This is a genomic window from Microcoleus anatoxicus, from assembly GCF_042465725.1.
Classification (GTDB): Bacteria; Cyanobacteriota; Cyanobacteriia; order Cyanobacteriales; family Microcoleaceae; genus Microcoleus; species Microcoleus anatoxicus.
Genome location: NZ_CP120853.1, coordinates 1,328,623 through 1,353,109, shown reverse-complemented (window position 1 = coordinate 1,353,109; position 24,487 = coordinate 1,328,623). Strand labels below are relative to the sequence as shown.

Genomic DNA, 24,487 nt, shown 5'->3' with positions numbered 1-24,487 from the left:
TTTATGCTGCGAATTTAAAGCCCCGATCGCTCAAAAACGGAGGGCAATTGGGAATTAAAATTTAGAGGTTTCTGACATTTTGCACCTTTGTCAACAACTTAAGAACCTACTCCCACACTGGAATTTAAATCCACAGTTCTCTTCCCTGGCAAGAATGCCCAGATACACCGCAGGCTTCCCTTATATTTTTTTACCATAATTTGATAGCCGATCGACAGTTCCCAATCTGTCATTTCCTGTGCGCTTCGCCCATCATATCAATTCCGGTTGTATCGGAATGATTTAACCACGAAGGCGCTTATGACGCGAAGGAAGAGAAGAGAGATATTAATCATTCCGATGTCAACGGATTTGATATCACTCTACACCGACAAGCTGATACAAGAACCACGAGCAGTTTTGTTCACTTCTATTCTGGCTTGAAAAGCTTCTTTTAAGTGTGGCATATGGGTGACAGTTAGAATGCAGGCGAAATCCGAGGCGATCGCGTTTATAGCTGCAATCAGTCGATCGCATCCTTCTGCATCCTGAGTCCCGAATCCCTCGTCAATAATCAACATTTGCAAAGCCGTCCCAGCCCGCTGAGATAACAATCTCGCCAGGGCCAACCGAATCGCAAAATTAATCCGAAAAGCTTCACCACCGGAATAAGTTTCGTAGGGACGAGTGCCACGGGCATCGGCGATTAAAATATCTAAAGTATCAATCAATTTAGTCGCTTTTTTAGAAGCAGCAGCCCGCTGAGTAATAAATTGAACGTGCAATTGATTGGCGCTCAACCTGGATAATATTTGATTAGTTTCTGCTTCTAGTTGAGGCAACACATTTTCAATCATTAAAGCTTGAATGCCATTTTTACCAAAGGCTTGACCAAGCTCTTGATAAACTCGCTGCTGGCGTTTGGCAACTTGCATTTGCTCCTTTTGAGCTACTAGCTGAACTTGCCAAGCTTCTAAACTTTGCTGCTGTTGCTGAAGCCGTCCCAGACTTCCCAAATGTTGGTCTAGCTGCTGGCGACGGCGACTGATTTGTTGTTCGATCGCACTTATTTGTGCTCTGGGATCGGGATGTTCTTGCAACTGCTTGCTCATGGCGGAAATTTGAGCGCTGACAGCTTGCAAATCTCGATCGCGCACAGCCATCGAACTAGCTATTTCATTAAGTCGCTGCTGCACTTGCGGGTACTGCTGAGTTGCCGCGCGCAGTTTTTCCGCCCTAGGAAGCCAAAATTGCGTCCGCCGCATTTCGCTGCGGACTTGTTCGTGCTGTTCAAAATTGTAACCAACTTCCGCAATATATCTATCTAAAGACAGAATTTGTTGCTGTATGGGCGAACTATTTTTTTCCTGTTCTAACTGCTGCTGTAATGCGACTAATTGAGTTTGCAATTCAGGACGGCGGGCGTTAATTTTATGAAGTCTTTGTTGAGCATCTTTGATTTGAGATTGCTGAATTTCTGCCCACCGTAAGCGCTTTTCCTCACTGCGGGCGAGGGAGTGACTGCGATCGCTATAATTAAGTTCTTGCAGTTGCTGTTCGATTTGTTGGAGTTGGGCATACTCATCGGATGCGTAATCCCCTGTACGGAGCGATCGCTCTATTTCCGCAGCATTTTTTCGCATAATTTGCAAGCGGTTTTCATCCTTACCTAATGCCTCCAATTGAGCCTGCAAATTAGCGCGCCGTTCCCGCAATTCTTCGTAGGGGGCTAATTCAGCTTCTAGTTGGCGAAACTCCTGTCTGAGGACATGAATTTCCCGTTCCGACACGGCTAACTGTTCGCGGACTACCCACAGTTGGTTCCAAATTTCTTGCTGTTGGGTATGATGTTTTTTGACTACCAAATTCCAGTAGTGTTCGTCTAAAGGTCGATCGCACAAAGGACAATTCCCAAAATCTGCATCCCGCACAACTAAATGCGAGTGAGATTGCTCATTTTCCAGCAAATTCGCTGCTTGACTTTCCCGTAGCAAAGCCTTCTCGGCAGTTTTTTCGCCTTCTTCTTTCCGTAAAAGTTGCAGTTTGCGATCGATTTCATCTAATTTAGTTTGATAGTCCAGGCTTTTAGCTTTCAGGTTTTCGAGAAAGTTGTGTCTTTCTCTGCCTTTTTCTCGGACTCGCTCTTGATAAACTCGCTTGTTTTCTAACAGCAAAATTTGGTTAGCAATTGCTGAAATTTCCTGTTGCAATTGTGGCTGTCGCTGCTGCTGTTCCACTTGCAACTGTCGGTTAATTTCCTGCAAGCGGGCGGTTAAACCTGCGTGGGCGCGATCGAGTTTAGTTTGTGTCTGTTGTTGCTGTTGGAGTAGGGGCGAAACTTGCAGTTGCAGTTGTTCTAGTTGTTGGAGTTGCGATCGGGCTACTTGCAATTTTGCCAGTCCTTTTTCCACCTCCGGCTGCTGTTTCAGCACTTCCATCACTTCAGTTTCTTGCTGTTGCAAAACATCTAGTTGAGCTTGCAATTGTTGAATTCTGCCTTGCAAAACACTCAATTCTTGCCGCTGCTGTTCTTGCAATTTGTGACGTTGATTTTGAGCCTCTTGGTTAGCCTTGAATTTTCCTGCTAGACTCTCTTCAGTAGCTTGTAAACTGTGGAAATAAGTAATTCCGGTTGTAATTTCATTTTCTTGTTGTAGCAGGGCTTGCAGCTCATTTTGCTGCTGTTTTGCCACGGCGAGTTCTTGCTGCAAGCGACGGCATTCTTGAGAGATGTTGTTGTGTTGCTGTTGGTAGCCACCCAGGAGTGTTTGCCAAGTTTGGCGATTGTGGTGTTGCAGTTGCAGTTGCTGCAACAGTGCGGTGTCAATTTCCTGCTGTTGTTGCAATTGCGTCGTTACTTGTTGCAATTGGACTTGTTCTGTGGCGATCGCATCTTTTTGTTGCAGTTGCTCTTGTATGGTTTGCAAACTCTGTTTGAGCACTTCAACTTGAGTTTTAAATTGTCTCGATTTATCCTTGGCTTGTTCCGATAAAGCATCGTAGCGATCGAGTTTGAGCAGATTTGCTAACACTTGTTTGCGCTCGATCGGCTTTTTCAGCATAAACTCATCAGCTCGCCCTTGTCGCAGATAGGCTGAGTTGATAAAAGTATCGTAATCTAATTTAATGTATTCGAGAATTTTCTGCTGAGTGATTCTCAGACCTTTATCAGTCAGCGTGCGAAAATTCACCCCTCCTAGCCCCTCCTTAGTAAGCGGCCCAGAAGAAGTAAATTCTGCTGGCGTTCCCTTACCAAGGGCACAATTCTCCTCTTGCGCCCCCCCTTTACTCAGGGCGTGGAAGGGGGTGTTAGTTGCTACTTGAAATTCCAAACTCCCGGATTGTCCGCGGCGCCGATAGCGAATCACCCGATAAACTTGGCCACCAGTCGCAAAAGTGAAATCAACCCGAACATCAATTTCGCCCATGTGGATGATCTCATCTTCATCGCTGCGGCAACAGCCCCAAACAGCCCAGGTAATAGCTTCCAAGAGTGAAGATTTGCCAGCACCGTTAGGCCCGCAAATGCAAGCAGTGTGCAAGCCGCGAAAGTCTAAAGCAGCTTCGCGATAGCTGAGAAAATTTTTGAGTGTCAGTTGTATAGGAATCATTTAAGGCATCGCGCCATACAATCTCTTATAAGTAACACTATTTGTGTGGTGTTGGCTAGTTGTTCAATCCAGATCCAGAATAATATCAATTCCGGTTGTATCGGAATGATTTAACCGCGAAGGCGCAAAGGGCGCGAAGGAAGAGAAGAGAGGATTTGATCTAAGTTCTCAAAGAACTCCCGACTCTGGGGATCGCTCCTAAATCAAAAAAAAAAGGTTGGCTGCAATCCTACAGCCAACCACCTACTTACTTGTTAGAGATTTGCTCCCACAGCCCAACTATCGAGCAATATTCGGGAACGTATAACCGACACCAAGTAACAATCCCACTTCAGTACCATCCAGAAAACCAATATTCAACCCGGCGGTTGCTGTAAAATTTCTCGACAGTGGCACATCTACGCCCCCGGAAATCAGGAAGCCAAAATTGCTGTTGTCTCCGGTAGAAAATGCCACGCCAGCACCTGCATAAGGAGCAGCAGTAATCACAAAATCATCGCTGACTTCTACTGCATTTCCCGCTCCAAAATCGTAGGTAACAGGAATCAAAACCGTCAGGTTGTCCCGGAACAAAACACTAGGCCTCACCGAGAAATTGTTGGTCAAACCAATTTTGCTAATAATCGCAAAGGAAGTGTCGCCCAAGGCTGTATCTCCCCCAAAACCTAGATTACCGCCAATGCCGATGTAGCTAGGGCCAGAACGGGTAGAGCGTCCGGGTCTGACTTGGTTTTCTTGAGCCACTTTTTGAGTTGGTGCCGAGGCAATTTCCGGCTTTTCATTAGCAGTTGTCGGTTCCTTTGTCAAGGCCGATGCCGAAGTGCTCACAGGATGACTCAACACTTCCTCTGCTGTTTTGACTTCTTTATCAGCATTTACTGCTGTCAGTTCCGAAGTTCGATCGCCCTTGGTGGGGTTTTCGGCAGTAGGCTGGACTTTAATGCTATTATCGGCGATGGTAGCTGCGGGTTCCGAGTCTTTAGTCTCAGCAGCCATAGATGTATTTTCCAGATTTTCAGTCGCCGGGATTTCCGAATTTGCGACATCTGATGTGGCTGGTGCCATGGCAGATGCTTCCACATTCGTGGGTGATTCCGAAGTTGCTGTCTCTGGTACTAACTCAGATTTGACTCCCCCATCTAGTTGTAGAGAACTTATAGAATCAATTTGTTTATTACTAGCAGTTGTTACTGCATCAGTTTTAGCCGCCGCAGTCGCAACGGACTCGGAAAGTTCAGGAATGTTTTGAGAGGGCAAACTTGCTGATGTGGCGGTATCTGGCAAGTTGCCAGTTTCAGCTTTAACTGACAGGGTAGTGCAACAAACAGCCAAAGCGGCAAGATTTACTAAGGCGAAAGTAGACCTGGAAAATAGATTATTCACAGATTCTCCTCAATTAATGGTGTGTTAAAAGTGTATCAGAGCTAAAGTCGAGAGCGTTGTGTGAACTTGACAAAAATCTGAGTTGTCTTGTTCCTACATTGCCACTTAACCGTTGAACAGTCAACTCTCCTGCCGATGCACTTCTTTGAGTATCTATCAGTTGTGGGTTTTATTATAATTTGCCGATCGGCCAAAAATCAATCCCAGGGAAGATTTTATACAAAAGCTGTGTCGTTACCAGAGTACAGAGTCGATCGCGGGTAAGACCAAGATACAATCTTCTAGTGAGTCGCAGCACCGACAGCCACAGGGAAAAATCCGGCAAGTCTGGCCACACCAGCGGGAAACCAACAGAAAGCCAGATTTCAAAACCGTCTATGCAGCATCCGCAGTTAACAATTGATCTACATACTATCTAATCTCAACCTGATTTTATGAGCAAAGTTTTAGTTATATTAGGGGAATTGAGCGATCGGGACATTGATTGGATGATTGCCAACGGGAAGCGCACCCAAATCAAAGCCGGCACCACACTCATCACCGAAGGCAAACCCTTAGAAGCACTATATATCGTCCTCGATGGCACTTTGAGCGTATTTGCCTCATCCGTAGGCAACAAACAAATTGGGACAATTATTGCCGGCGAAGTCCTAGGCGAAATGTCCTTTGTAGACGGAAGACTGCCATCTGCTAGCGTCCTCGCCCTAGAAGAATGCCTAATCCTATCAATTTCCAGACGTCTGCTAACCGAAAAACTCGAACAAGACGTACTATTTTCCCTGCGATTTTATCGCGCCATTACCAAATTTTTGTCATCCAGATTACGTGGTACTGTCAAGCGTTTAGGCGAAGATAGCAACGACCTAGTATATCAACAACCACAGGACGAACTCCCCATCTCCCAAGCTGTAGAAAATCCCGATTTATCCCAATCGAGATTTCAATCCCTGTTGCAGCGTTTAAAAGGGAATTGAAACAATTTTCACCAATCCCAACTAGACATCTCCCATAATTATTGTGAAACAAACCAGAAAGCCTGTGCTTCAGAATTTTTTGGGAAGATGTCTATTACCAATTACCAATTACCAATTACCAATTACCAATTACCTATTACCTATTACCTATGACTACTTCCTCTGCAATTTAATACCTCTCATAGAATAATCTAAAAGCTCGATGGGGTGCATCAAACAAACCGCTTTTCCCTGCAACTCCAAATGCTTCTTAATTTGCAGCGAACAACCAGGATTAGAAGAAGCAATCAACTCCGCCCCAGTATTCAGCAAATTCTCCACCTTTTGCACTCCCAATTCATCAGCAACCTCCGGCTGCAACAGATTATAAACGCCCGCACTCCCGCAGCACAAAGCAGCATCCATAGGTTCTTTTAACATCACTCCCGGAATTTGTTGCAACAAATGACGAGGTTGAACACTAATCTTTTGTCCGTGCAACAAATGGCAAGCATCCTGATAAACAATTGTCAAATCTCCATCCACCAAAGGATGAAGTTTTGCCGTCATACCCGCCATTACCAAAAACTCTTGCACATCCTTAACCTTAGCCGCAAAAGCTTCTGCTTTCTGCCGATAGGCATCGTCATCAGCTAAAATATGACCGTATTCTTTCAAAGTGTGACCACAACCCGCAGCATTGATAATCACAAAATCGACACCCGTATTTTCAAAGCTGTCAATCATTTGTATCGCCAAAGTTTGTGCCTGTTGCGCTTGTCCTTGGTGTTCCGGTAAAGCAGCACAACATCCCTGACTTTTCGGAATCACAACCTCACAACCATTAGCCGTTAAAACCCGCACCGTAGCTTCATTAACCGGGGAAAACAACAGCCGCTGTACACAACCTAAAATCACCCCAACTCGATAGCGTTTTTCACCTTGGGCTGGAATTACCGCTGGTAAATTATCCCGGAAAGAATCAACAGTAACTTTCGGCAAAATTGATTCCATCGCAGCCAAACGAGGAAATACTTTTTTCAGTAAACCTGTGCTGCGAACCAGTTTAGGTAGTCCTAATTTTTGATAAATAAACAAAGGCAAAAGTAAAGGGCGCAATCGGTGAGGATAGGGAAAAAGATTAAAAATTAGAGTGCGAATTACTCGATCAGAAAAAGAGCGTTCCTGATTCCGAGAAACTTGGTGGCGAGTTGCGGAAATTAATTTATCGTATTGTACACCCGACGGACAAGTAGTAACACAGGCCAAACAGCCCAAACAAGTATCAAAATGCTGGGAAGTTGCTTCATTCAAAGGTGCTTCACCTTCGTTAATCGCATCCATCAAATAAATGCGGCCTCTGGGGGAATCCATTTCTTTACCCAGTACCCGATAACTAGGACAAGTGGACAAACAAAAGCCACAGTGCACGCAAGTATCGATTAATTTTGGATTAGGTGGATTATTAGCATCAAAACCCTGTAATTCTGGACTTTGTAAATGAGAATTTTGTGCTAAAAAATTGCTCTCCTTAGCAGGCTTAAAATTGTCGCTGGGAAGTGTAGATTTTTCAGAAATTTGCATAGGGCAGAAAGAAGAAATAAGAAAAAATGAACCAAGAATAAAGCTTTAGTTATTGAAAATCGAAATCAGAAGCAAACAAATACCTCTCTTCTCTTCTTTTCTCCTCCTTCGTGGTCTTCGCGTCTTCGCGGTTCGTCAAAAAACAAAGACTGAAGTCCTTACTACAAACTTTAAACTAAATACCATTAATAAAACGATTTGGACTCAAAATATTCTCCGAGTCAAACTGTTGCTTAATCCGGCGCATAAGATCGATCGCACTTCCAGTATAGCCCCAAACATCCAACTGTTGCTTGAGAGCAGGAGGCGCAGCCAAAACAGTCAAAAAACCTGCTTTAGCTTCACAGACTCGGCGTATTTGCAACAATGTTTCCGCCGTCGCACTCTCCCAGCGCAAAATCCCCAAACCGCAGCCTGCATGAATCACAGCATCCTGAATGGGCAATTCGTCCATTACCTTGACAGCTTCGGAGGGTCTGACTCCTATTTTGCAAATAATGGGGGAGTCTTGGGTATGATTCCAGATAGTTTCTGGCAATGTTTGCCATAATTGCTTCTGATCATTTTCGCCCCAGCTAGCCCCTTGCAAACCCAACTTTTCGCCAACTGACCGCAAGCGGGCTGATTGTTGTTTAACACTCTCTGGGATACTTTGAAATCTGACTATTAATCCTAAGCCCTTTCCTAAACCTAATTTGGCGACTAAATCCGGTGATAGTAAATCCACGGCTGTGGGAGTCAAAGCCGAAGATAAGAGGATTTGGGTTGCTTGAGTTAAAGGCCCTGGTGCCCCAGTCAAGAGGACTGTTTCGGAGGCGACGGGGAGGGGATAAACTCGGAAAGTGACTTGACTAATGATACCTAAAGTGCCGTAAGCACCGGTAAATAGTTTCATCAAATCGTAACCGGCGACGTTTTTGACTACTCGGCCGCCCGCAGTGGCTATTTTACCGTCCGATCGCACAAAAGTCATTCCCAACAGCAAATCGCGAACCCCCCGATAGCGGTGTCGCAGGGAACCCGCGTCAGCAGTAGCGACAATGCCACCCAAGGTTGCTTGCTGTGGATAGGCGGGATCGATCGGCAAAAACTGACCGGCGGCGGCTAAAACTTGCTGTAAATCCGCAAACTTCATCCCCGCTTCCGCAGTCACGGTTAAATCGCCCACAGCGTGTTCTATCAATCGATTCAGGCGCGAAGTGTTGACAGCCATGAGTCGGAGATTCGAGTCTAATTTGACCAAACCGCCCCAATCCAGTTTACTGCCGCCACCACAAGGCAAGACAGCATAACCATTTTGCCCAGCCCAAGCAATCACAGCCGCGAGTTCTGCCTGGGTATTGGGATAAACAATGCAGTCAATGTGTGTGTCTGGGCTAACTGCTATTTCGAGCCGTTTTTGCCAAAATGCTTCTGTATCTTGCCAGGAAGAGACACTAGCAGCACCGACAATACTTTTTAGTTCTTGGATCTGTGCCAAATTTACTGTATAAACTGAGTTCATTCAACTAATAGTAGATTTTATATTCAACAGGACTCATACCAATTTAATGGGTCGTTGCACATATCTTGATCCCCCTCGCATCCCCCTTAATAAGGGGGACTTTCACCCCCCCTTTCCCCCCCTTATTAAGGGGGGCTAGGGGGGATCGAATTTTATGCAACGACCCATTAAACTGGCACTACACATTTTAACGTAGTTCTGTCATTCTGGACTAAATGAAGAAACTGAAGGATCTCACTCGATGCTTCGCTTTGTATTCTGACACGATTGTGTTGCACGGGGAAGGGAGTATTTAAAAGTCGATGAGAAGTCGATGAGAACTCACTCACGTTCTCAAATAGTCATCTGATTTAATAGAAATTCGTAGGGGCGAAGCATGACCGCTGTAAATCTCTGGCGATCCCTAATAAATTGTCTGCGGTCATGCTTCGCCTATGCAAAATCGGGATGCTCCCCCAGCATTTCGCTCGAAAGGTCGATCGAGTGACTATGTATCAATACATTTTTATCAAATCTTTACAGAGTTTTATGCAATAAGCCGTTATCGTTGGTACAACAAATTTTGACTCTTTTTTCAACTCAGCATTAGGTGTATGATGCCAAACTTAAAAACTCAAGTTTCAGGAAGTGCGATCGCCTTTATCGATCGCCTTGTTACAGATTATCAAAGTTTGATTGCCGGGGTAACACCGGGTACCGAAGTAGTGGTTTTGGATGGGAACCGGGATGCGATCGACCAAATTACTGAAGTTTTGGGCGATCGAACGAATATAAACAGCATTCACATCATTTCTCACGGTACTCCGGGTAGTTTGCAACTGGGAAAAACTAGATTGTGTGCTGACAATCTGGAAACTTATGCCGAGAAGTTGCAGCAGTGGCGGAGTGCTTTAACTGTCGGTGCGGACATTCTGATTTATGGTTGTAATGTCGCATCGGGGCCTGGCGATTGCCTCAAAGTCCGCCGGGGAATTAATTCCCCGTCTCATAGCGCAAGTCGGTTGAAACCGACTGAAAACAAGGTGGGTATTCAGTCCTCTAAAGAGGACTTTCGCTATGAGACGGGGGTTTCAACCCCTGGCGGATCGGAGGAGTACGCGATAAATGATGAACGGGCGATAAATGATGAACGGGCGATAAATGATGAATGTGCGATCGATCTCCAAAACGCAAAAGATCGTGAACGGGCGATCGAGCTCGAAAACGCCAAAGATCGTGAACGGGCGATCGATCTATCTCGCATTTACCCGAAAGTCCGCCGGGGAATTAATTCCCCGTCTCATAGCTCAAGTCGGTTGAAACCGACTGAAAACAAGGCGGATATTCAGTCCTCTTCAGAGGACTTTCGCTATGAGACGGGGGTTTCAACCCCCGGCGGAACCGGGGAACAAACGATAGATTTAGATTTAAATTTAGATTTAGATCGAGACGGTTTCACCTTCATCCAGCGCATCGCCCAACTCACAAATACCAACGTTGCCGCCTCCAAAAACCTCACCGGCAGTGCCGCAAAAGGCGGCGACTGGAAACTGGAAACAACAACCGGGAAAATAGCAGCACCTTTAGCATTTCGGCCCGAAGTTCTAGCAACATACAACCACGTCCTTGCCACCTTCAGTGAAGCCAGAAACTATACTGTGGGCCAAGGAAGTATTTCTGACATTGGTACGGGCGATTTTAATGGTGACGGTTTCCTCGACTTAGTAGTGACAACCTACTTATCAGATATTTTCATATTGTTGGGGACGGGTACTACGGGCAGCTTTGGTACTCCTATCAGCTTATTGAAGCCAGGAGGTAAGGAGAATCCCTCTGGCGTTGCAGTGGGTGACTTTAATAAAGACGGCAAACTCGATTTAGCTGTAACGAATTCTTACTATTCCTTCGATAACGGCAATTTCCTTTCCATCCGACTGGGGACAGGTACTGGTAGTTTTGGCGATCCTACCAACTTTGGTGTAAATATAGATCATTACTCGATCGTAACCGGCGACTTTAATGGAGATGGCAAGTTAGATTTAGCCACAACTCCTGAGAACGATAATTACATTTCAATACTTTTGGGAGACGGTGCTGGTAGCTTTGGGACTCCCGTTAAGATTAATACACAAACACGCAAGTCTACTGTTGCCACAGCCGACTTTAACGGCGATGGCAAACTCGATTTAGTCACGTCGAACAATGGAAATACTAATAACATCTCCGTTTTCTTAGGAGATGGTAAAGGCAACTTTAACTCCCCCGTTAACCTTAACTCCCCCTCTAACACTTTCAATAGTCAGCGAATTGTCGTCACAGGCGACTTTAATGGCGACAGCAAACTCGATATCGCCACTAATAACACTGACGATCGATCTGTCTCAGTCTTCTTGGGAGATGGTACGGGTAATTTTGATACTGCTAACAACTTTAATGTTATAACTGCTAATTCAGGATATCCTGAATCTGTGGTTGCAGGGGATTTTAATGGCGACGGCAAACTCGATTTAGCCACGTCTAACTACTATGGTGCTTCCCTTTCAGTCTTGTCAGGAGATGGTACGGGTAAATTTGGTAATCTCAGCCAATTTACAATCCCGTATACGACAGCATATGTTTCTATGATTGCGAGAGATTTTAATGCTGACGGGAAGTTGGATATAGCTACGGCTTACAGTCAAAATGTCTCGGTTCTGCTGAATACATCGAATACAGTTAATTTCGGTGCGGCGACTTACAGCGGCGTGGAAGGAGCAACAGACACAGTAGTTAATATTCCCGTCAACATCACCGGCGGCACTCCCTTAAACGATGTAGTTGTGCCAATTATCCTCGACTCTAGCAGCACCGCCACCCAAAATACAGACTACACCTTTTCCCCTACTTCGATTACCTTCCCCGCCGGTGCAACAGGTGACGCACTCACCAAGAATGTTGCAGTTACTATCAAGCCTGACAATCTCTCGGAAAACCCCGAAACTGTAATTTTCAACCTTGGCACAATTACAGGTGCGATTGCCGGATCTACAAAGAAAACAACTCTAACTATTTCAGATCGGGTTTTTGTTACTTATGCCATTGCTGCCGGTACTGCCAGCATTGACGAAGGCAATAGCGGCAAAAAACCTCTAACTTTCACTGTGAATCGCAGCAACGTCACTAACGGGGCAAGTAGCATCAAATATGCAATCGCAGGAACTGCTACCAACGGCAGCGATTATAACAATATCGGTGGCACTTCTGGGGCAAAAACTGCTACTGGCACGATTAATTTTGCGACTGGTGAAACATCAAAAACTATCACTCTGGATGTGTTGGGCGACACCACGGTGGAACCCGATGAAACTATTACCGTCACCCTGTCGGAGGCCACAGGTATCGCAGCGGTAACACCGACAATTACCGCTGATACGGCTACCACAACTATTATTAATTACACTGCACCGACGCCGGCACCGACGCCGACGCCAGTCACGCCAACACCGACACCGCCGACACCAACACCCACACCGACACCAGTCACGCCCACACCAACACCCACACCGACACCAGTCACGCCCACACCAACACCCACACCGACACCAGTCACGCCGACACCAGTCACGCCCACACCAACGCCCACACCAACACCAGTCACGCCTACACCAACACCAATACCAACACCAACACCAATACCAATACCAATACCAACTCCAATACCAACGCCGATACCAACGCCGATACCAACGCCCACACCTAACAACATCAACCACCCGCCCGTACTCAATTACGGCCGGACTACCACCCCGTGGCATTACCAATTTCTGCAAACTAGCAATTCATTGCAGTTTGAATACACTTTTCCGCAGAATACCTTCACAGATTCCGATCCTGGAGATACTCTCACTTACTCAGCTACTCTGATGGATGGAAGTCCCCTGCCGAGTTGGCTGAATTTCAATCCAAATACTCGCACTTTCAGCGGCCAAAGTCCGACATTTCAAAGTATCAGAATTAAGTTAACGGCAACTGATACAACTGGTGCAAGTGCTAGCGACAATCAAGGTATGCTGATCAGATTTAGCTCTTTCGGTGTAGTGATTGACGGTTACATTGCTGGTGCTACTGTCTTCTTTGATGCTAACAAAAACGGCATAATCGATGCTAACGAACCGTCTGCCATAACTAGCCCTAATGGTGAATTCGATCTGAATCTCGCGTCCGATATTTTCGACAAAAATCAAAACGGGGAAATTGACCCATCAGAAGGCAATCTAGTGGCCATAGGTGGCATCGACACCGCCACGGGTTTACCGCTAGAAACACCAGTCACCGCCCCACCAGATGCTACTGTTGTCACTCTTTTAACCAGCTTGGTCGCAGACTTAATCGACAAAGGATTGACATCAGAATCAGCACAATCTTCCGTCAAAAAATCCCTTGCTATCCCCGCTAATGTTGACCTGACTAGCTTAGATCCGATCGCGGCTACCAACAACAACCAGCCAGGGGGTATTGCAACTTTATCCGCAATGGTGAAAGTCCAAAACTTCATCACTCAAACTAGCGCTTTGATTGACGGTGCTTCTAGTGCATTAACTAAGGATATTGTCAAGGCAGTTGTCAGTTCAATTACCAGTCGAATTCAATCTGGTACTGTTTTAAATCTGAGCAATGCAGCCGATTTAGAACCAATCATTCAGCAAGCTGTCAGTAGAATCAAGCAAACTGACTCCAGTTTCAACACTCAAAACTTTACCCAAATTTCCTCGCAAGCTGCGACTGTAATGGCAACAGCCAATCAACGCATTGATGCCGCTGTCTCCAGCACAACAGGAACATCCATTCCTGAAGCAGTCGCCCGCGTCCAAAAAGTAACTTTGGGCGAAACTACTCAAGATTTCAAAGCTGTTGGTGCGGGAACTAAGACAATTTCTCAGGTAGTTTCTGAGAATACTGCTGCTGCTTTAGACACCAAAATTGAAACTATAACAACACCTGGTGGGCTTGCGACTCCTGTTGTCACCGGCGACGTTGATTTAGGCAGCAATTCGCCCGACGCAATTATCGGTACAAATGGCGACGATATCCTGACTGGCGGCAGCGCAAATGATGTTTTGATGGGGATGAGGGGCAATGATTACCTCGACGGTAGTCTGGGAAATGACTCTCTTTTTGGAGGCAAAGGTAATGATATTCTGCTGGGAGGTAGCGGAAATGATGCCTTGTTTGGCAGCCGCGGTGCTGACATTTTGAATGGCGGTGATGGTAACGATATTCTGCTGGGAGGTAAGGGTGATGATTTGCTCACAGGCGGTTTGGGAAGTGATATTTTGACAGGAGGTGCTGGCAATGATAAATTCTTGCTTTCTACCAATTCTGGTATCGATACTATCTTGGATTTTGAGGATGGCCAAGATTTGCTAATACTGGGCAATAATCTCACTTTCTCACAATTGTCAATTACTCAAGAAAACAGTGCTACTTTCATCCGTTTGTCAGCAACAGGTGAAATTTTAGCCTCTCTGAATGGGGTGTCTGCAAATGCGATTAGTGCGGCCAATTTCAGTTTAGCTTAGAGTCGATGGGTAGGCACGGGGGCATTGGTGTCAACTTAGGCCTGAAACCCAGATCAATGTCGCTTTTAGGCAAAGTCTAGATCCCCCTAAATCCCCACCCCCCCCTAGGGCGTGTTTTCTCTCCCCAAAGATCCCCCCCAGCCCCCCTTAATAAGGGGGGGGGAAGAGTCTTTAAGTCCCCCTTCCCAAGGGGGATGCGAGGGGGATCTAAATCTTAAGGAGTAGTTTGAAAACACGCCCTAGCCCCCCCACCCCCCCTGCCCCCCCACCCCCCCCTGCCCCCCCAAGGGGGGATGGGGGATGGGGGATGGGGGACTTTGAGAAGACTCTTGTCCCCCCCTTCTTAAGGGGGGCTAGGGGGGATCGATCCCTAATATAAGAAAAAATCAGAGTTCTAAAGGAGCAATAGCGTTCAACAATTCTTCTAACATAAATCGTAGCAAGGACTGAGTTGCTAATACTAAACCCAATCTGGCTTGGGCGAGTTTCAGGTTTTCTCTTTTAACTTCGCCCCAAATTCTACACTGGCTGTAAAAAGTCTGAAAGGCTGTGCTCAAACTATTTGCTAATTTGAAATAATCGATCGCTCTTTCTTGGTTGCACTCCCCAAACACAAAAGCTAGACTGTCTAGCACTGTCAATAGTTGGGAAATTAAATGGCTTTCGGCTGGATGTATTAATCTCAGTTGTTCGTTGTCGAGCCAGGGTAAGGGATTGGGGGCCGTCAGCGACCAAATTTGCGGTGTTGTGGCGACATCGGGTTGGCCGATCGCAATTAGGCGATCGCGATGGGCCATTCGCAGCAGAGAACAACAGCGGGCGTGGCTGTATTGAATGGGAAACAGTCGATCGGCTGACAATATGGGTGATATTATTCGAGATTGTGTAACTGGAATGGGAGTTTGAGCTAAACGCTGCAACCACCAGACCAAAGCTGGAGGGGTCAATTCAAACTCAATGATGGCCGAGGGCGCGACTGTAACGGCGAAATCTCCACTACACATACCTTGCAGAGTTTCGGCTAACTGTGTGGCGATGGCTTGGGGTGTCTGCTGGTATACTTTAGCCAATTTGAGGCCGATCGCCGAAATGTAAACTACTCCTATACTATTCTGAGACCGATTTAAGGGAATTTCATCTAGTTTTAGGGCAGTTTCTGGCAGATTAGCCCGTTCCATCGCACTTTGTAGCCGTGACAGCAACAGAGTTTTCACTGTGAGTTTCTGCAACTCCCAGTGTTTTGACTTGGACTCCATATTCAAAATTTTATATTTGCTGAATTCAACCATTGAGATGTATTTTTTGTTACATTGGATATTTATGTAAAACTGACTAAAATAAGCAAGCACAGCTAAGCTAGTGTAAGCTCGATCGGGGTCAGTCATCTCACTTTGTATCGCCATATTGGCAAAACCTGTTTTCTCACTGGTCACACATATCCCAATCCCTCACCCATGCAATCAACTTCCACATCTCTAGAGACGATCGACCGACCGTTTATAACTTGGCAACGAATTATAGACTGGGCCCAGGAACACTACCGCTGCCGGACTTTTAGCAAAGACGAGCGCATTCCAGCTAGACCGGGACTCCTGTATTTAGTACAGAAGGGGTCTGTGCGCCTCGTAGGTAGCGCTCAGGTCAGCGCCAGTTCAAAATCATCAAAATCCGATCGCGAAGCACCAGAAGAAGCTTTTCTGGGGTTCGTAGGAGCGGGTCAGCCCTTTGAACTGGTGGCACAGTCGCCGTTTACTCTCCAAGCCTACGCCCACGCTGACCAAACTCACGTAGTGTGGATGTACTGGCACGATTTGGATAACTGGCCTCACTTCCGCCGGGAAATTTTGGATGCGTTTCGCTACCAGCACCAGCGGAAACTACTCTGGCTAAGCACTTTGGGACAGCGCCGGACAATCGATCGCCTGCTGGGGTTTCTCACATTGTTGATAGAAGAGTTTGGGGAACCCTACGTAGGTGAGACGGAACCAGATGTGGTTCGCGGCTATCGCCTCCCTTGGACCCTGACTCATGCTCAAATTGGCAGTGCGATTGGTTCAACGCGAGTCACAGTCACTAGGTTGATGGGTAAGTTGCGATCGAAAGGTTTGATTAATACTGAGGATGACAATTTAATCTGTTTACCGGCTAACCCTGATTCGCCCAAGACCAAAAATCCTAAGCCGAAACCGGAAGCATTGATGGAATAATCTGGGTCGAACCCAGGGGCAGATTGTTCCGAAACAGCGGGCAACTGTTAGTTTTTTTAGCCGATCGCGGTCTTTGTCACTCCACATTGTAGGATGAATTGTGTAAAATTTTACGGTTCTCTCTTTTGTGCGATCGACCATGACCGATGACCAGCCAAAATTGACCATCCCGAACCATCAGCAACGAGTCCTCTTCTGTGACTTTGATGGCACGATTACCGTAGAAGAAACTTTTGTGGCTATGCTGAAGCATTTCGCGCCACAACTGTCATCGGAACTGATGCCAGAAATGTATGCTAGAAGGCTGAGTTTGCGATCGGGAGTGCGGCAGTTATTGGAGTCGATTCCCTCGGAATGTTACGGGGAAATTATCGAATTTTCCCGCCCCAAGCTGATGCGATCGGGATTGGTAGAATTACTGGATTTTTTGGATGCTAAAGGGGTGCATTTTGTGATTGTTTCCGGCGGTTTACGAATTATGGTAGAAACCGTCCTCGGCGATTTAGTCCATCGGGTTCGCGCTATTTATGCTGTGGATGTGGACACCACCGGGCCTCGGTTCCAAGTAAAGTCGGAATTTGAGGGGGATACGGAATTGGTGTCAAAGGTGCGGGTAATGGAACAGTACCCAGCCGAGGAACAGGTGGCGATCGGTGATTCGGTCACGGATTTTAACATGGCTTTGCAGGCTTCATGGGTGTTTGCGCGCGATCGACTGGCCCAATATCTAGACGAACAGCAAAAGCCCTATACTAAATGGGATAATTTTTTTGATGTGCTAGAAAAGCTCTCCCAACAATGGGATTAAAACTCAACTAAAATCATGCACAAAAAGCTGAGGATTGGCAAAGAATGAGCGGCGATTTGAGAACAGATTTAATAGCAGCGGCCAAACATTTTTACGATCGAGGTTGGATGGTTGGGACAGCCGGGAATCTTTCCTCTCGCTTAGATGACGGCAGTTTTTGGATTACCGCTAGCGGCCGCCAAAAAGGCAAACTAACTGCCACGGATTTTATTAGAATGAACTTAGACGGCATAATTCTAGAGCAACCCGATCCAGATAGTCGCCCTTCCGCAGAAACCAGCATTCATTTAGCGGTGTATCAGAGTTTTCCCGAAGCTCAAGCTTGCTATCACGTTCACTCCATTGAGGCAAATTTAGTCTCTCGGTTAGCAGCGGGAGATGCCGTGTCTTTACCTGCGATCGAAATGCTCAAAGGTTTGGGAGTCTGGGAGGAAAACCCCCAAGTATCCATGCCCTTATTTACCAATTATTTTTCAGTCCCCCAAATCGCCCAGGAAATTGGCGAATTATTTGCCATTTCTCCCCCACAAGTACCCGCTTTGTTAATTCGCGATCACGGCGTTACAGTCTGGGCAAACTCCCCAGCTACAGCATACAATTACATAGAAATTGTTGAATACATTTTTCGCTACTTGGTGATGGCCCGTCAATCGATTTTAGATTATACATTTTAGACAAATTGAGGTAACATTTATGGCTAAATATACTAGAATTCTATCCATAGATGGAGGCGGTATTAGAGGAATAATTCCGGGACAAGTCGGAGTAGCCATTGAAGAAAAGCTGAAACAAAAAAGTGGCAACCCAGAGACCAAAATAGCTGACTATTTTGATTTAATCGCCGGCACAAGTGCGGGAGGGATTTTAACTTGTCTTTACTTGTTTCCCGATCCCGATAATCCCAGTAGACCTCTTTGGTCTGCCCAAGATGCTGTTAATTTTTCCATCAAAAGTGGTCGCGATGTTTTTAAGAGTTCCTTTTGGCAAACACTCACATCTCTAGACGGTTTAGTGGATGAAAAATATTCGAGCGATCGCCTCGAAAAATTCTTTTTAGAACACTTTAGAGATTGCCAACTCAGTCAACTGCTGAAGCCTTGTTTAATTACCAGTTACGACATCGAAAGGAGAAAAGCTCACTTTTTCAATCAACAAGATGCTGTAAATAATCCCGAAGAAGACTATTTCATCAAAGATATAACCAGAGCGACATCGGCTGCTCCTTCTTATTTTGAAGTTCCCAAAATTCGCTCTTTGACAAACGAATCCTACGTTTTAGTTGACGGCGGAGTATTTGCCAACAACCCCGCACTTTGTGCTTATGCAGAAGTGAGAAATAAATTCCGCATTCCCGACGATCGCCCAGACAGAGGCCCGACCGCAAAGGACATGGTAATCTTATCTCTCGGCACCGGAGACGCTCAAAAAAAATATCCCTACGAAGAAGCCAAAGACTGGGGTCAAGTGGAGTGGATCGATCCTTTGATTAGTATACTGATGACCGGGGTTGCTGAAACAGTCGATTATCAACTCATGCAAATTTTTGATGCCATAGAAAGACCACATCAATATTTGAGAATTACTCCAAATTTGAGTTTATATACAGAACCGCTACCCATCGATGATGCGTCGGAACAAAAAATATCACAACTGGTGAAAATTGGCAAGGAGCAAGCACAAAAGTACGATGGAGAATTGGATCGCTTTATTGACTTGTTGCTGGCGGAATAATTAATAATTAGTTATTGGTTATTAGTTATTGGTTATTAGTTGTTAGTCCTTAGCGTACAGCACTGTCACATATAAAATCTAAATCATTGGTGAAAAAATACCAAGACAAGCGCGATCGACATTTAGATGAAACCTTTAACAACAGATGGTTTCAGCGATTTTCTGTCACTATGTTCCTAGGCGGACAAGTGCTGTGGCGCATCCTCAGTGGCAAAATTGACCGCCGCAAAATCATGGAACACTTAGTCACAGTAGGATTAGATTCTTTGCGCGCTGTACTATTAATAGCCTTCTTTGCCGGCATGATTTTTACGATTCAATCAGCCAGAGAATTGATTAGATTTGGGGCTGTGGGGGCGGTAGGAGGTGCTTTTGCTTTGGCATTTTGCCGCGAATTAGCACCTGTTTTAACTGCCGGTGTAGTGGCGGGACAAGTAGGTTCAGCCTTTGCAGCGGAAATCGGCGAAATGCAGGTGACAGAACAAATAGATGCCCTCTATATGTTGAGAACCAATCCGGTTGATTATTTAGTAGTGCCACGGGTGATAGCTTGTTGTGTCATGCTGCCGGTATTAACCATTTTTTCGGTGGCGGTGGGGATTATAGGTGGAATGTTTGTAGCTGCTATTTTTTATGAGTTGGAACCCTCAGTATTTTTAGAATCTGTTCGCACTTTTTTAGGACCTTGGGATTTAGTAACTGTGGCGATTAAGAGTTTTATTTTTGGATTGATTATTGCCATTGTGGGTTGCGGTTGGGGATTGACTACAACGGGGGGAGGTAAGGGAGTTGGACAAGCTGCGACGGCGGCGGTGGTGACTTCTTGGGTGTTTATTTTTGTGGCTGATTTCTTTTTGTCACTGTTACTTTTTCATGAGTTGGGAATTACTAGAAGGTGAATATCTTATCTGTCCCTAGCGGACTTTTTGGGCTTTTCGGTTCCGGCTTGTAAGGAGGACGATACACTCGAATTTCTTGAATAGGAACTTTCCCATTAGCTTCAGGAACGATTTCCAAAATATGTTTGGAATTGGTTAAGTTCTGAGCCAATGTGGTATGATTTTCGCGGGTGAAATCGGTAATTTCTGGCGGCACATAGGCATCCACAAACATTGGTTTTACCTGCCATGCGGTCTCAAATCCTTTGGGTGTTGGCTGTTTAGAATATTCATAGGAACTTTGCAGCCACCAGTTTTTGGGTTCAATGACAACGCGACCAGAATTTGATACAAATAATTTGTCATTTGTACCGCTACCGTCGTAACCTGTTTTTGAACCAAAAACCTGAAACTTAAACTTGCTGGAATCGCTGTTAATTTCTGTAATTACTGCTTTCCAATCTTCCACGATTAGGGGTTTCTGACTGGATACTTGGATAATGGCTGGCCAACCGACACCAACGGTGGGACTGGGCCGGGTAATTGCATAAAGTTCGGGAAATTCTGATGGTTTTTTGCCGTCTATGGTAATCCTAGCACTGCTGGCTTTGTCCTTGAAGTTTTTATCGGCGATCGCATCTATTCTATTTCCTTCAAATTCTAACCGCAATTTGCCATCTTTCCACTGGACTTCCCTACCAACTCTATAGGTTTTTACTAAATCTGGATCAGGTTTTTTAGGAAAATTTGGATTGTATCGCAGGTGGGGCTTAATCAGGGCTGCTAGGAGAAAGTTGCCCCAATTGTTGAGGTGAATTTCGTCACTCAATAGCTGTTTTGGTGGCAAGCTATTGTCTTGTAAATACCGTCTCCAAGGTGTGCGAATTTCCGCAATTTCGCAGCCATATTTTTCGGCAATTTGAGGCAACCATTGGGTAGAATGAGTGTTGTGCCATTCGTATCTTTTTAGCTGATCTGGATCGTCTTTTTCTCCTGTTGGCATCCAGTCGATGTGATCTGAATGTATGAGTATTTCGCTAGTGGTGCGACGGCGGATATTAGCAATGATTGCTTCGTAATCTTCATCTCCTCCGTAAACGTGAAAAATTACCAAATCTGGATAAAAAGGATATAAGTCGTGTTCGCTGGGACGGATTAATAGCCCAGCGGCAAATCCTCCGATGGCGCGGTTTTCAATGGTCAAATCTGCATAGGGAAATCGCTTTCTGATATCGTTGGCTACATCTTGCCACCAATCTTGTTGGGTGATAGATTGTCCATAAAATAGGATGCGTACTGGTTTGCGATCGCCTGGAGTGCTGCTAGCCAGCAATCCCATTGTCCTTTGAATGTTAGCTCCAAAATTAGCACTGTTTTCCTGGGAAACTGGTGGGGGAAATCCTTGTGTAGCATTGATTTTCTGGATGGCTGGAACTAACAGGACAAGCAGAGATAAACAAAATGCCCATAGGTGGCGATAGATTTTTGATTTGATGCTATGACTATGGTGTTTTTTCATTTTTTTATATTTTTGATTCTCCTTGAATCTGGACTGGATATTGATGGGAGAGCTTTATTTTATAGACTATAGCAAATTTAGCGGTTTTGCCCAGAAATGGCAGGAGTAAAGAGTTGACAAATGACAGGCAAATGTTATAATTAAATTGGTATTTAGTCAGCGATTCCATGAGGCATCTCCTCAAAAGATAGTCCAGAACAAGCCCGACTGCTTGTTGCGCAGAAATTATGGGAGATGTCTATTTGTCAGCTCATTAATTTCAGGAGTTCGATCGCACATCAAATGGATTACAAAACCGCCCGCAGTTTCCTGATAGACCAGGGAAGTGCCCTGGAAACAAAGAAAAATCCCGACGCTTTCTTGATGCGCCTCCAACAAGGACTCTCTCCCGTCCCTGGACAGGTGACATCGATTTTATTAGCTTTAAAAATATTGTTTGAGGGTTTGCAAGAATCTCCCATGCTCGATCGGCAATTAATCTCGGCACTGCATTTACTGTCGGTAGAAAGTTTGCAGCAATTTGAAGCAGGAGTTCGCAGGGGAGTTTCTTGGCCGCCGCTACTGAAAGAAGACTTAAATCGAATTGCGATCGCCGTTAAAAATATCTTTTCGGGTGTCTGGAAATAATTAACTGAGTGGGATTTTAGATATAAGTTCCGCTAGGGTGGATCTGTGTTTTGCAAATATATTAGTACGATGCTCTAGCCTGACCGCTGTAAATCTCTAGCGCGAGCTAATAAATTGTCTGCGGTCATGGTTCGCCCTTATATCAATTCCGGTTGTATCGGAATGATTTAACCGCGAAGGCGCGAAGTACGCGAAGCAAGAGAAGAGAGAGTTTAATAATTCCAATGAAGAGAGGATTTGATATTACTTACTATTTCTCTCTTCTCTTTCTCTGTGTCCTCTGTGTTCTCTGTGGTTTAATCATTCCGATATAACGGTAATTGATATCATTCCCACGGATAAATCCGTGGGCTATGAATAAGCAAGATAGGGAGCTTTTTTTTGTGGTCTGGTTCATCTGGGGGCAAGAAGAGCAAATCCTGCGATATCACAACCAAGAAATAGCGAAGTTTTGGGTTATTTCACTTGACCAAAAAACCGTTATTTCCAGGTTTCAACCAGCCAAATTTTACTCTTCACAAAAGCTTTCCAGAGATGCCAAAAGTGTGGGCAATCCCGCCAGCGCCGCTGACACCAAAACTTCATCCTTGTAAACCCGTGCTTGGATAATGCGGGTTCTCTGGGAATTAGAGGTTGTAGATCCTCGCAGTTCCCGATTTCCGGTTTCCACTAGCCCAGAACTTCTAGTTTCTCGCGTCAGGCAAAACATAGCTGTATCCTCATTTATTCCCGAATGCCGCGCCCGCAAAATTTTTCAGCGCTTGAGCCATACTTCCATTGTTGCTCAGATCGCCCAAATAAATGAAATGATGAAATAATAATTCACGATAGCTGGGGATCGACGAAAACAGTATAACAACTGTATAATAACTCTTATTAATTTGTTACATAGGGTGTCAATTTAAGTCGATCGCCCGCGAGGACACAAACCGCAGCAACCAAAAAGGCGATCGCCCCCACCATCGCCGTTGTCACAGCAGCAACTGCCAAAGGTGCGACAAACACCATAGAATACAAACTCATCCCCAGGGAAAAACCACCAAAATAAAATCCTACTCCCAATCCTCCCCGATGCGGAGGTACCAGAGACAAAGCAAAAGGAATCGCACCAGTAGTAATGAAACTATTACTAAAAATCACAGCCAAAACAGTCACCGCCACCATTACAAAACCCTGACTCAAAACCATTACCAACAACAAAACCGCCGTTGCTACCAATCCAGCTAACAGCGTGGTTTGGTTTCCCAAACGCACCGCAATCGCTCCAGCCAGCAAACAAGAAACAGCTAAACCCAAGGTAAATCCAGCCATTAACAACTTAGCATCAACACCCACAATTTGAGTTTTAAAAACATGGGGCAAAATCCGTTCTCCCATCGCGCGAGTTCCCCAAGCAACAGCCATTCCCGTCAGCGCAACTAACCCCAAGGCTTTGATAGAAACTGCCCCAGAAATAGCAGTATCCGGTGGCAATTCCGACACCGCAGCATCAGGATTAACCGATCGCAAAAAAGCCACCGCACCCAACAATACAAACGAACCCAGAGCGAAGGCAAAAGCTGGACCCCAACTCAGAATAAAATCCCCCGCCACAGGCCTTGCAGCCCCAACCAATCCCCCCACAAGCACCAATAAACTCATGGCGTGGGGCAACTGCGTTTGAGTTGCATATTGGCCCAACAGCGACACAGCCGGCGATCGAAACATCGCCATGGCGATCGCCCAAGCCACAATTACCACAGGGAAAATCCAGCGCAGAGGGGAGACTGGATTGCCAAAAATAAAAATAGCCGGAATCGCCATAAATATAACCGACGACAGGATAGTAGCCACCACAATCAGCGGAAAACGAGTTCCCATCCAGTGACGCTGCTTGTCAGAAAGCCAGCCAGCAAAAGGTTCGATCGCAATTGCCAAACTATCCTCTAAAATAGTGATTCCCCTGTCAAATCCCGCAAAACCAAATCCCGCTAAAAGTTGAGGTAAATACAATCGGTAAAGCATCCAAGTTAGAGTAATTGCTCCCTGCAAAGCCGCCACGCCGCCTACTTGTCGCCACAGAATTAAAGACTGAGATTGAGAAGTTTTCATATTTTTGACAATTTTTGACAGTTTGTGATTCAATCACTTTATCTACACTTTAAAAAAATCGCACCTATATTGTTA

Annotated in this window: 17 protein-coding genes; 8 read left to right on the top strand and 9 right to left on the bottom strand. The window is 45.5% G+C overall.

Annotated elements, in window-relative coordinates:
- Positions 1 to 98: 98 nt before the first annotated feature.
- The 3 genes from P2A85_RS05670 to P2A85_RS05660 form a co-directional block, all read right to left on the bottom strand.
- Positions 99 to 233 carry a hypothetical protein gene (locus P2A85_RS05670; RefSeq protein WP_377478018.1) on the bottom strand — a complete coding sequence of 45 codons (135 nt, stop codon included), beginning with the start codon at positions 231 to 233 and terminating at the stop codon, positions 99 to 101.
- 129 nt (positions 234 to 362) lie between these two features.
- Positions 363 to 3,590: an AAA family ATPase gene (locus P2A85_RS05665; RefSeq protein WP_377478017.1), complete on the bottom strand. Its 3,228-nt coding sequence runs from the start codon at positions 3,588 to 3,590 to the stop codon at positions 363 to 365.
- A gap of 279 nt (positions 3,591 to 3,869) precedes the next feature.
- Entirely contained in the window at positions 3,870 to 4,973 is a 1,104-nt protein-coding gene (locus P2A85_RS05660; protein WP_377478016.1) for a hypothetical protein, read from the bottom strand.
- Between the two features lie 434 nt (positions 4,974 to 5,407).
- Here P2A85_RS05660 and P2A85_RS05655 point away from each other — a divergent pair, with 434 nt between their 5' ends.
- Complete coding sequence (locus P2A85_RS05655) at positions 5,408 to 5,947, top strand: cyclic nucleotide-binding domain-containing protein (protein WP_340550738.1); 540 nt, start codon at positions 5,408 to 5,410, stop codon at positions 5,945 to 5,947.
- A 153-nt stretch (positions 5,948 to 6,100) separates the two neighbouring features.
- Here the strand turns inward: P2A85_RS05655 and P2A85_RS05650 are convergent, their stop codons facing one another.
- Together P2A85_RS05650 and P2A85_RS05645 are read right to left on the bottom strand one after the other, a co-directional pair.
- Positions 6,101 to 7,510, bottom strand: coding sequence for a (Fe-S)-binding protein (locus P2A85_RS05650; RefSeq protein ID WP_377478015.1), 1,410 nt, complete (start codon positions 7,508 to 7,510; stop codon positions 6,101 to 6,103).
- 175 nt (positions 7,511 to 7,685) lie between these two features.
- Positions 7,686 to 9,014 (bottom strand): FAD-binding oxidoreductase, encoded by a 1,329-nt coding sequence (locus P2A85_RS05645; protein ID WP_377478013.1) that lies wholly within the window; start codon positions 9,012 to 9,014, stop codon positions 7,686 to 7,688.
- A 593-nt stretch (positions 9,015 to 9,607) separates the two neighbouring features.
- On the opposite strand from P2A85_RS05645, the gene P2A85_RS05640 reads away from it, so the two are divergent.
- Positions 9,608 to 14,551 (top strand): DUF4347 domain-containing protein, encoded by a 4,944-nt coding sequence (locus tag P2A85_RS05640; protein ID WP_377478011.1) that lies wholly within the window; start codon positions 9,608 to 9,610, stop codon positions 14,549 to 14,551.
- A 386-nt stretch (positions 14,552 to 14,937) separates the two neighbouring features.
- On the opposite strand, the gene P2A85_RS05635 is transcribed toward P2A85_RS05640, so the two are convergent.
- Positions 14,938 to 15,984 carry a DALR anticodon-binding domain-containing protein gene (locus P2A85_RS05635; RefSeq protein ID WP_377478010.1) on the bottom strand — a complete coding sequence of 349 codons (1,047 nt, stop codon included), beginning with the start codon at positions 15,982 to 15,984 and terminating at the stop codon, positions 14,938 to 14,940.
- Between the two features lie 21 nt (positions 15,985 to 16,005).
- Here P2A85_RS05635 and P2A85_RS05630 point away from each other — a divergent pair, with 21 nt between their 5' ends.
- From P2A85_RS05630 to P2A85_RS05610, 5 genes are all read left to right on the top strand, one after another.
- A complete protein-coding gene (locus tag P2A85_RS05630) occupies positions 16,006 to 16,758 on the top strand; it encodes a Crp/Fnr family transcriptional regulator (protein WP_377478009.1) in 753 nt (250 codons plus the stop codon).
- A 139-nt stretch (positions 16,759 to 16,897) separates the two neighbouring features.
- On the top strand, positions 16,898 to 17,566 hold the full coding sequence (locus P2A85_RS05625) for an HAD-IB family phosphatase (protein WP_377478008.1): 669 nt from the start codon (positions 16,898 to 16,900) through the stop codon (positions 17,564 to 17,566).
- 44 nt (positions 17,567 to 17,610) lie between these two features.
- Positions 17,611 to 18,240, top strand: coding sequence for a methylthioribulose 1-phosphate dehydratase (mtnB, locus tag P2A85_RS05620; protein WP_377478007.1), 630 nt, complete (start codon positions 17,611 to 17,613; stop codon positions 18,238 to 18,240).
- 19 nt (positions 18,241 to 18,259) lie between these two features.
- On the top strand, positions 18,260 to 19,297 hold the full coding sequence (locus P2A85_RS05615; protein ID WP_377478006.1) for a patatin-like phospholipase family protein: 1,038 nt from the start codon (positions 18,260 to 18,262) through the stop codon (positions 19,295 to 19,297).
- An 86-nt stretch (positions 19,298 to 19,383) separates the two neighbouring features.
- Positions 19,384 to 20,196: an MlaE family lipid ABC transporter permease subunit gene (locus P2A85_RS05610; RefSeq protein ID WP_377478005.1), complete on the top strand. Its 813-nt coding sequence runs from the start codon at positions 19,384 to 19,386 to the stop codon at positions 20,194 to 20,196.
- On the opposite strand, the gene P2A85_RS05605 is transcribed toward P2A85_RS05610, so the two are convergent.
- Complete coding sequence (locus P2A85_RS05605; protein ID WP_377478003.1) at positions 20,186 to 21,694, bottom strand: SGNH/GDSL hydrolase family protein; 1,509 nt, start codon at positions 21,692 to 21,694, stop codon at positions 20,186 to 20,188. The two genes, P2A85_RS05610 and P2A85_RS05605, sit on opposite strands and share 11 nt — an antisense overlap.
- Positions 21,695 to 21,976: 282 nt before the next feature.
- On the opposite strand from P2A85_RS05605, the gene P2A85_RS05600 reads away from it, so the two are divergent.
- Positions 21,977 to 22,321: a Dethiobiotin synthetase gene (locus P2A85_RS05600; protein WP_341732507.1), complete on the top strand. Its 345-nt coding sequence runs from the start codon at positions 21,977 to 21,979 to the stop codon at positions 22,319 to 22,321.
- Positions 22,322 to 22,829: 508 nt separating this feature from the next.
- Here the strand turns inward: P2A85_RS05600 and P2A85_RS05595 are convergent.
- Positions 22,830 to 23,030 (bottom strand): hypothetical protein, encoded by a 201-nt coding sequence (locus tag P2A85_RS05595; RefSeq protein ID WP_377478002.1) that lies wholly within the window; start codon positions 23,028 to 23,030, stop codon positions 22,830 to 22,832.
- Between the two features lie 167 nt (positions 23,031 to 23,197).
- Positions 23,198 to 24,412, bottom strand: coding sequence for a hypothetical protein (locus P2A85_RS05590; protein WP_377478000.1), 1,215 nt, complete (start codon positions 24,410 to 24,412; stop codon positions 23,198 to 23,200).
- Between the last annotated feature and the right edge of the window lie 75 nt (positions 24,413 to 24,487).

Coding starts and splice junctions, on each gene's coding strand:
- P2A85_RS05625 (WP_377478008.1), top strand. CDS start 16,898: ATGACCGATGACCAGCCAAAATTGACCATCCCGAACCATCAGCAACGA.
- P2A85_RS05630 (WP_377478009.1), top strand. CDS start 16,006: ATGCAATCAACTTCCACATCTCTAGAGACGATCGACCGACCGTTTATA.
- P2A85_RS05590 (WP_377478000.1), bottom strand. CDS start 24,412: ATGAAAACTTCTCAATCTCAGTCTTTAATTCTGTGGCGACAAGTAGGC.
- P2A85_RS05645 (WP_377478013.1), bottom strand. CDS start 9,014: ATGAACTCAGTTTATACAGTAAATTTGGCACAGATCCAAGAACTAAAA.
- P2A85_RS05640 (WP_377478011.1), top strand. CDS start 9,608: ATGATGCCAAACTTAAAAACTCAAGTTTCAGGAAGTGCGATCGCCTTT.
- P2A85_RS05600 (WP_341732507.1), top strand. CDS start 21,977: ATGGATTACAAAACCGCCCGCAGTTTCCTGATAGACCAGGGAAGTGCC.
- P2A85_RS05605 (WP_377478003.1), bottom strand. CDS start 21,694: ATGAAAAAACACCATAGTCATAGCATCAAATCAAAAATCTATCGCCAC.
- P2A85_RS05655 (WP_340550738.1), top strand. CDS start 5,408: ATGAGCAAAGTTTTAGTTATATTAGGGGAATTGAGCGATCGGGACATT.
- P2A85_RS05595 (WP_377478002.1), bottom strand. CDS start 23,030: ATGTTTTGCCTGACGCGAGAAACTAGAAGTTCTGGGCTAGTGGAAACC.
- mtnB (WP_377478007.1), top strand. CDS start 17,611: ATGAGCGGCGATTTGAGAACAGATTTAATAGCAGCGGCCAAACATTTT.
- P2A85_RS05650 (WP_377478015.1), bottom strand. CDS start 7,510: ATGCAAATTTCTGAAAAATCTACACTTCCCAGCGACAATTTTAAGCCT.
- P2A85_RS05665 (WP_377478017.1), bottom strand. CDS start 3,590: ATGATTCCTATACAACTGACACTCAAAAATTTTCTCAGCTATCGCGAA.
- P2A85_RS05670 (WP_377478018.1), bottom strand. CDS start 233: ATGACAGATTGGGAACTGTCGATCGGCTATCAAATTATGGTAAAAAAA.
- P2A85_RS05615 (WP_377478006.1), top strand. CDS start 18,260: ATGGCTAAATATACTAGAATTCTATCCATAGATGGAGGCGGTATTAGA.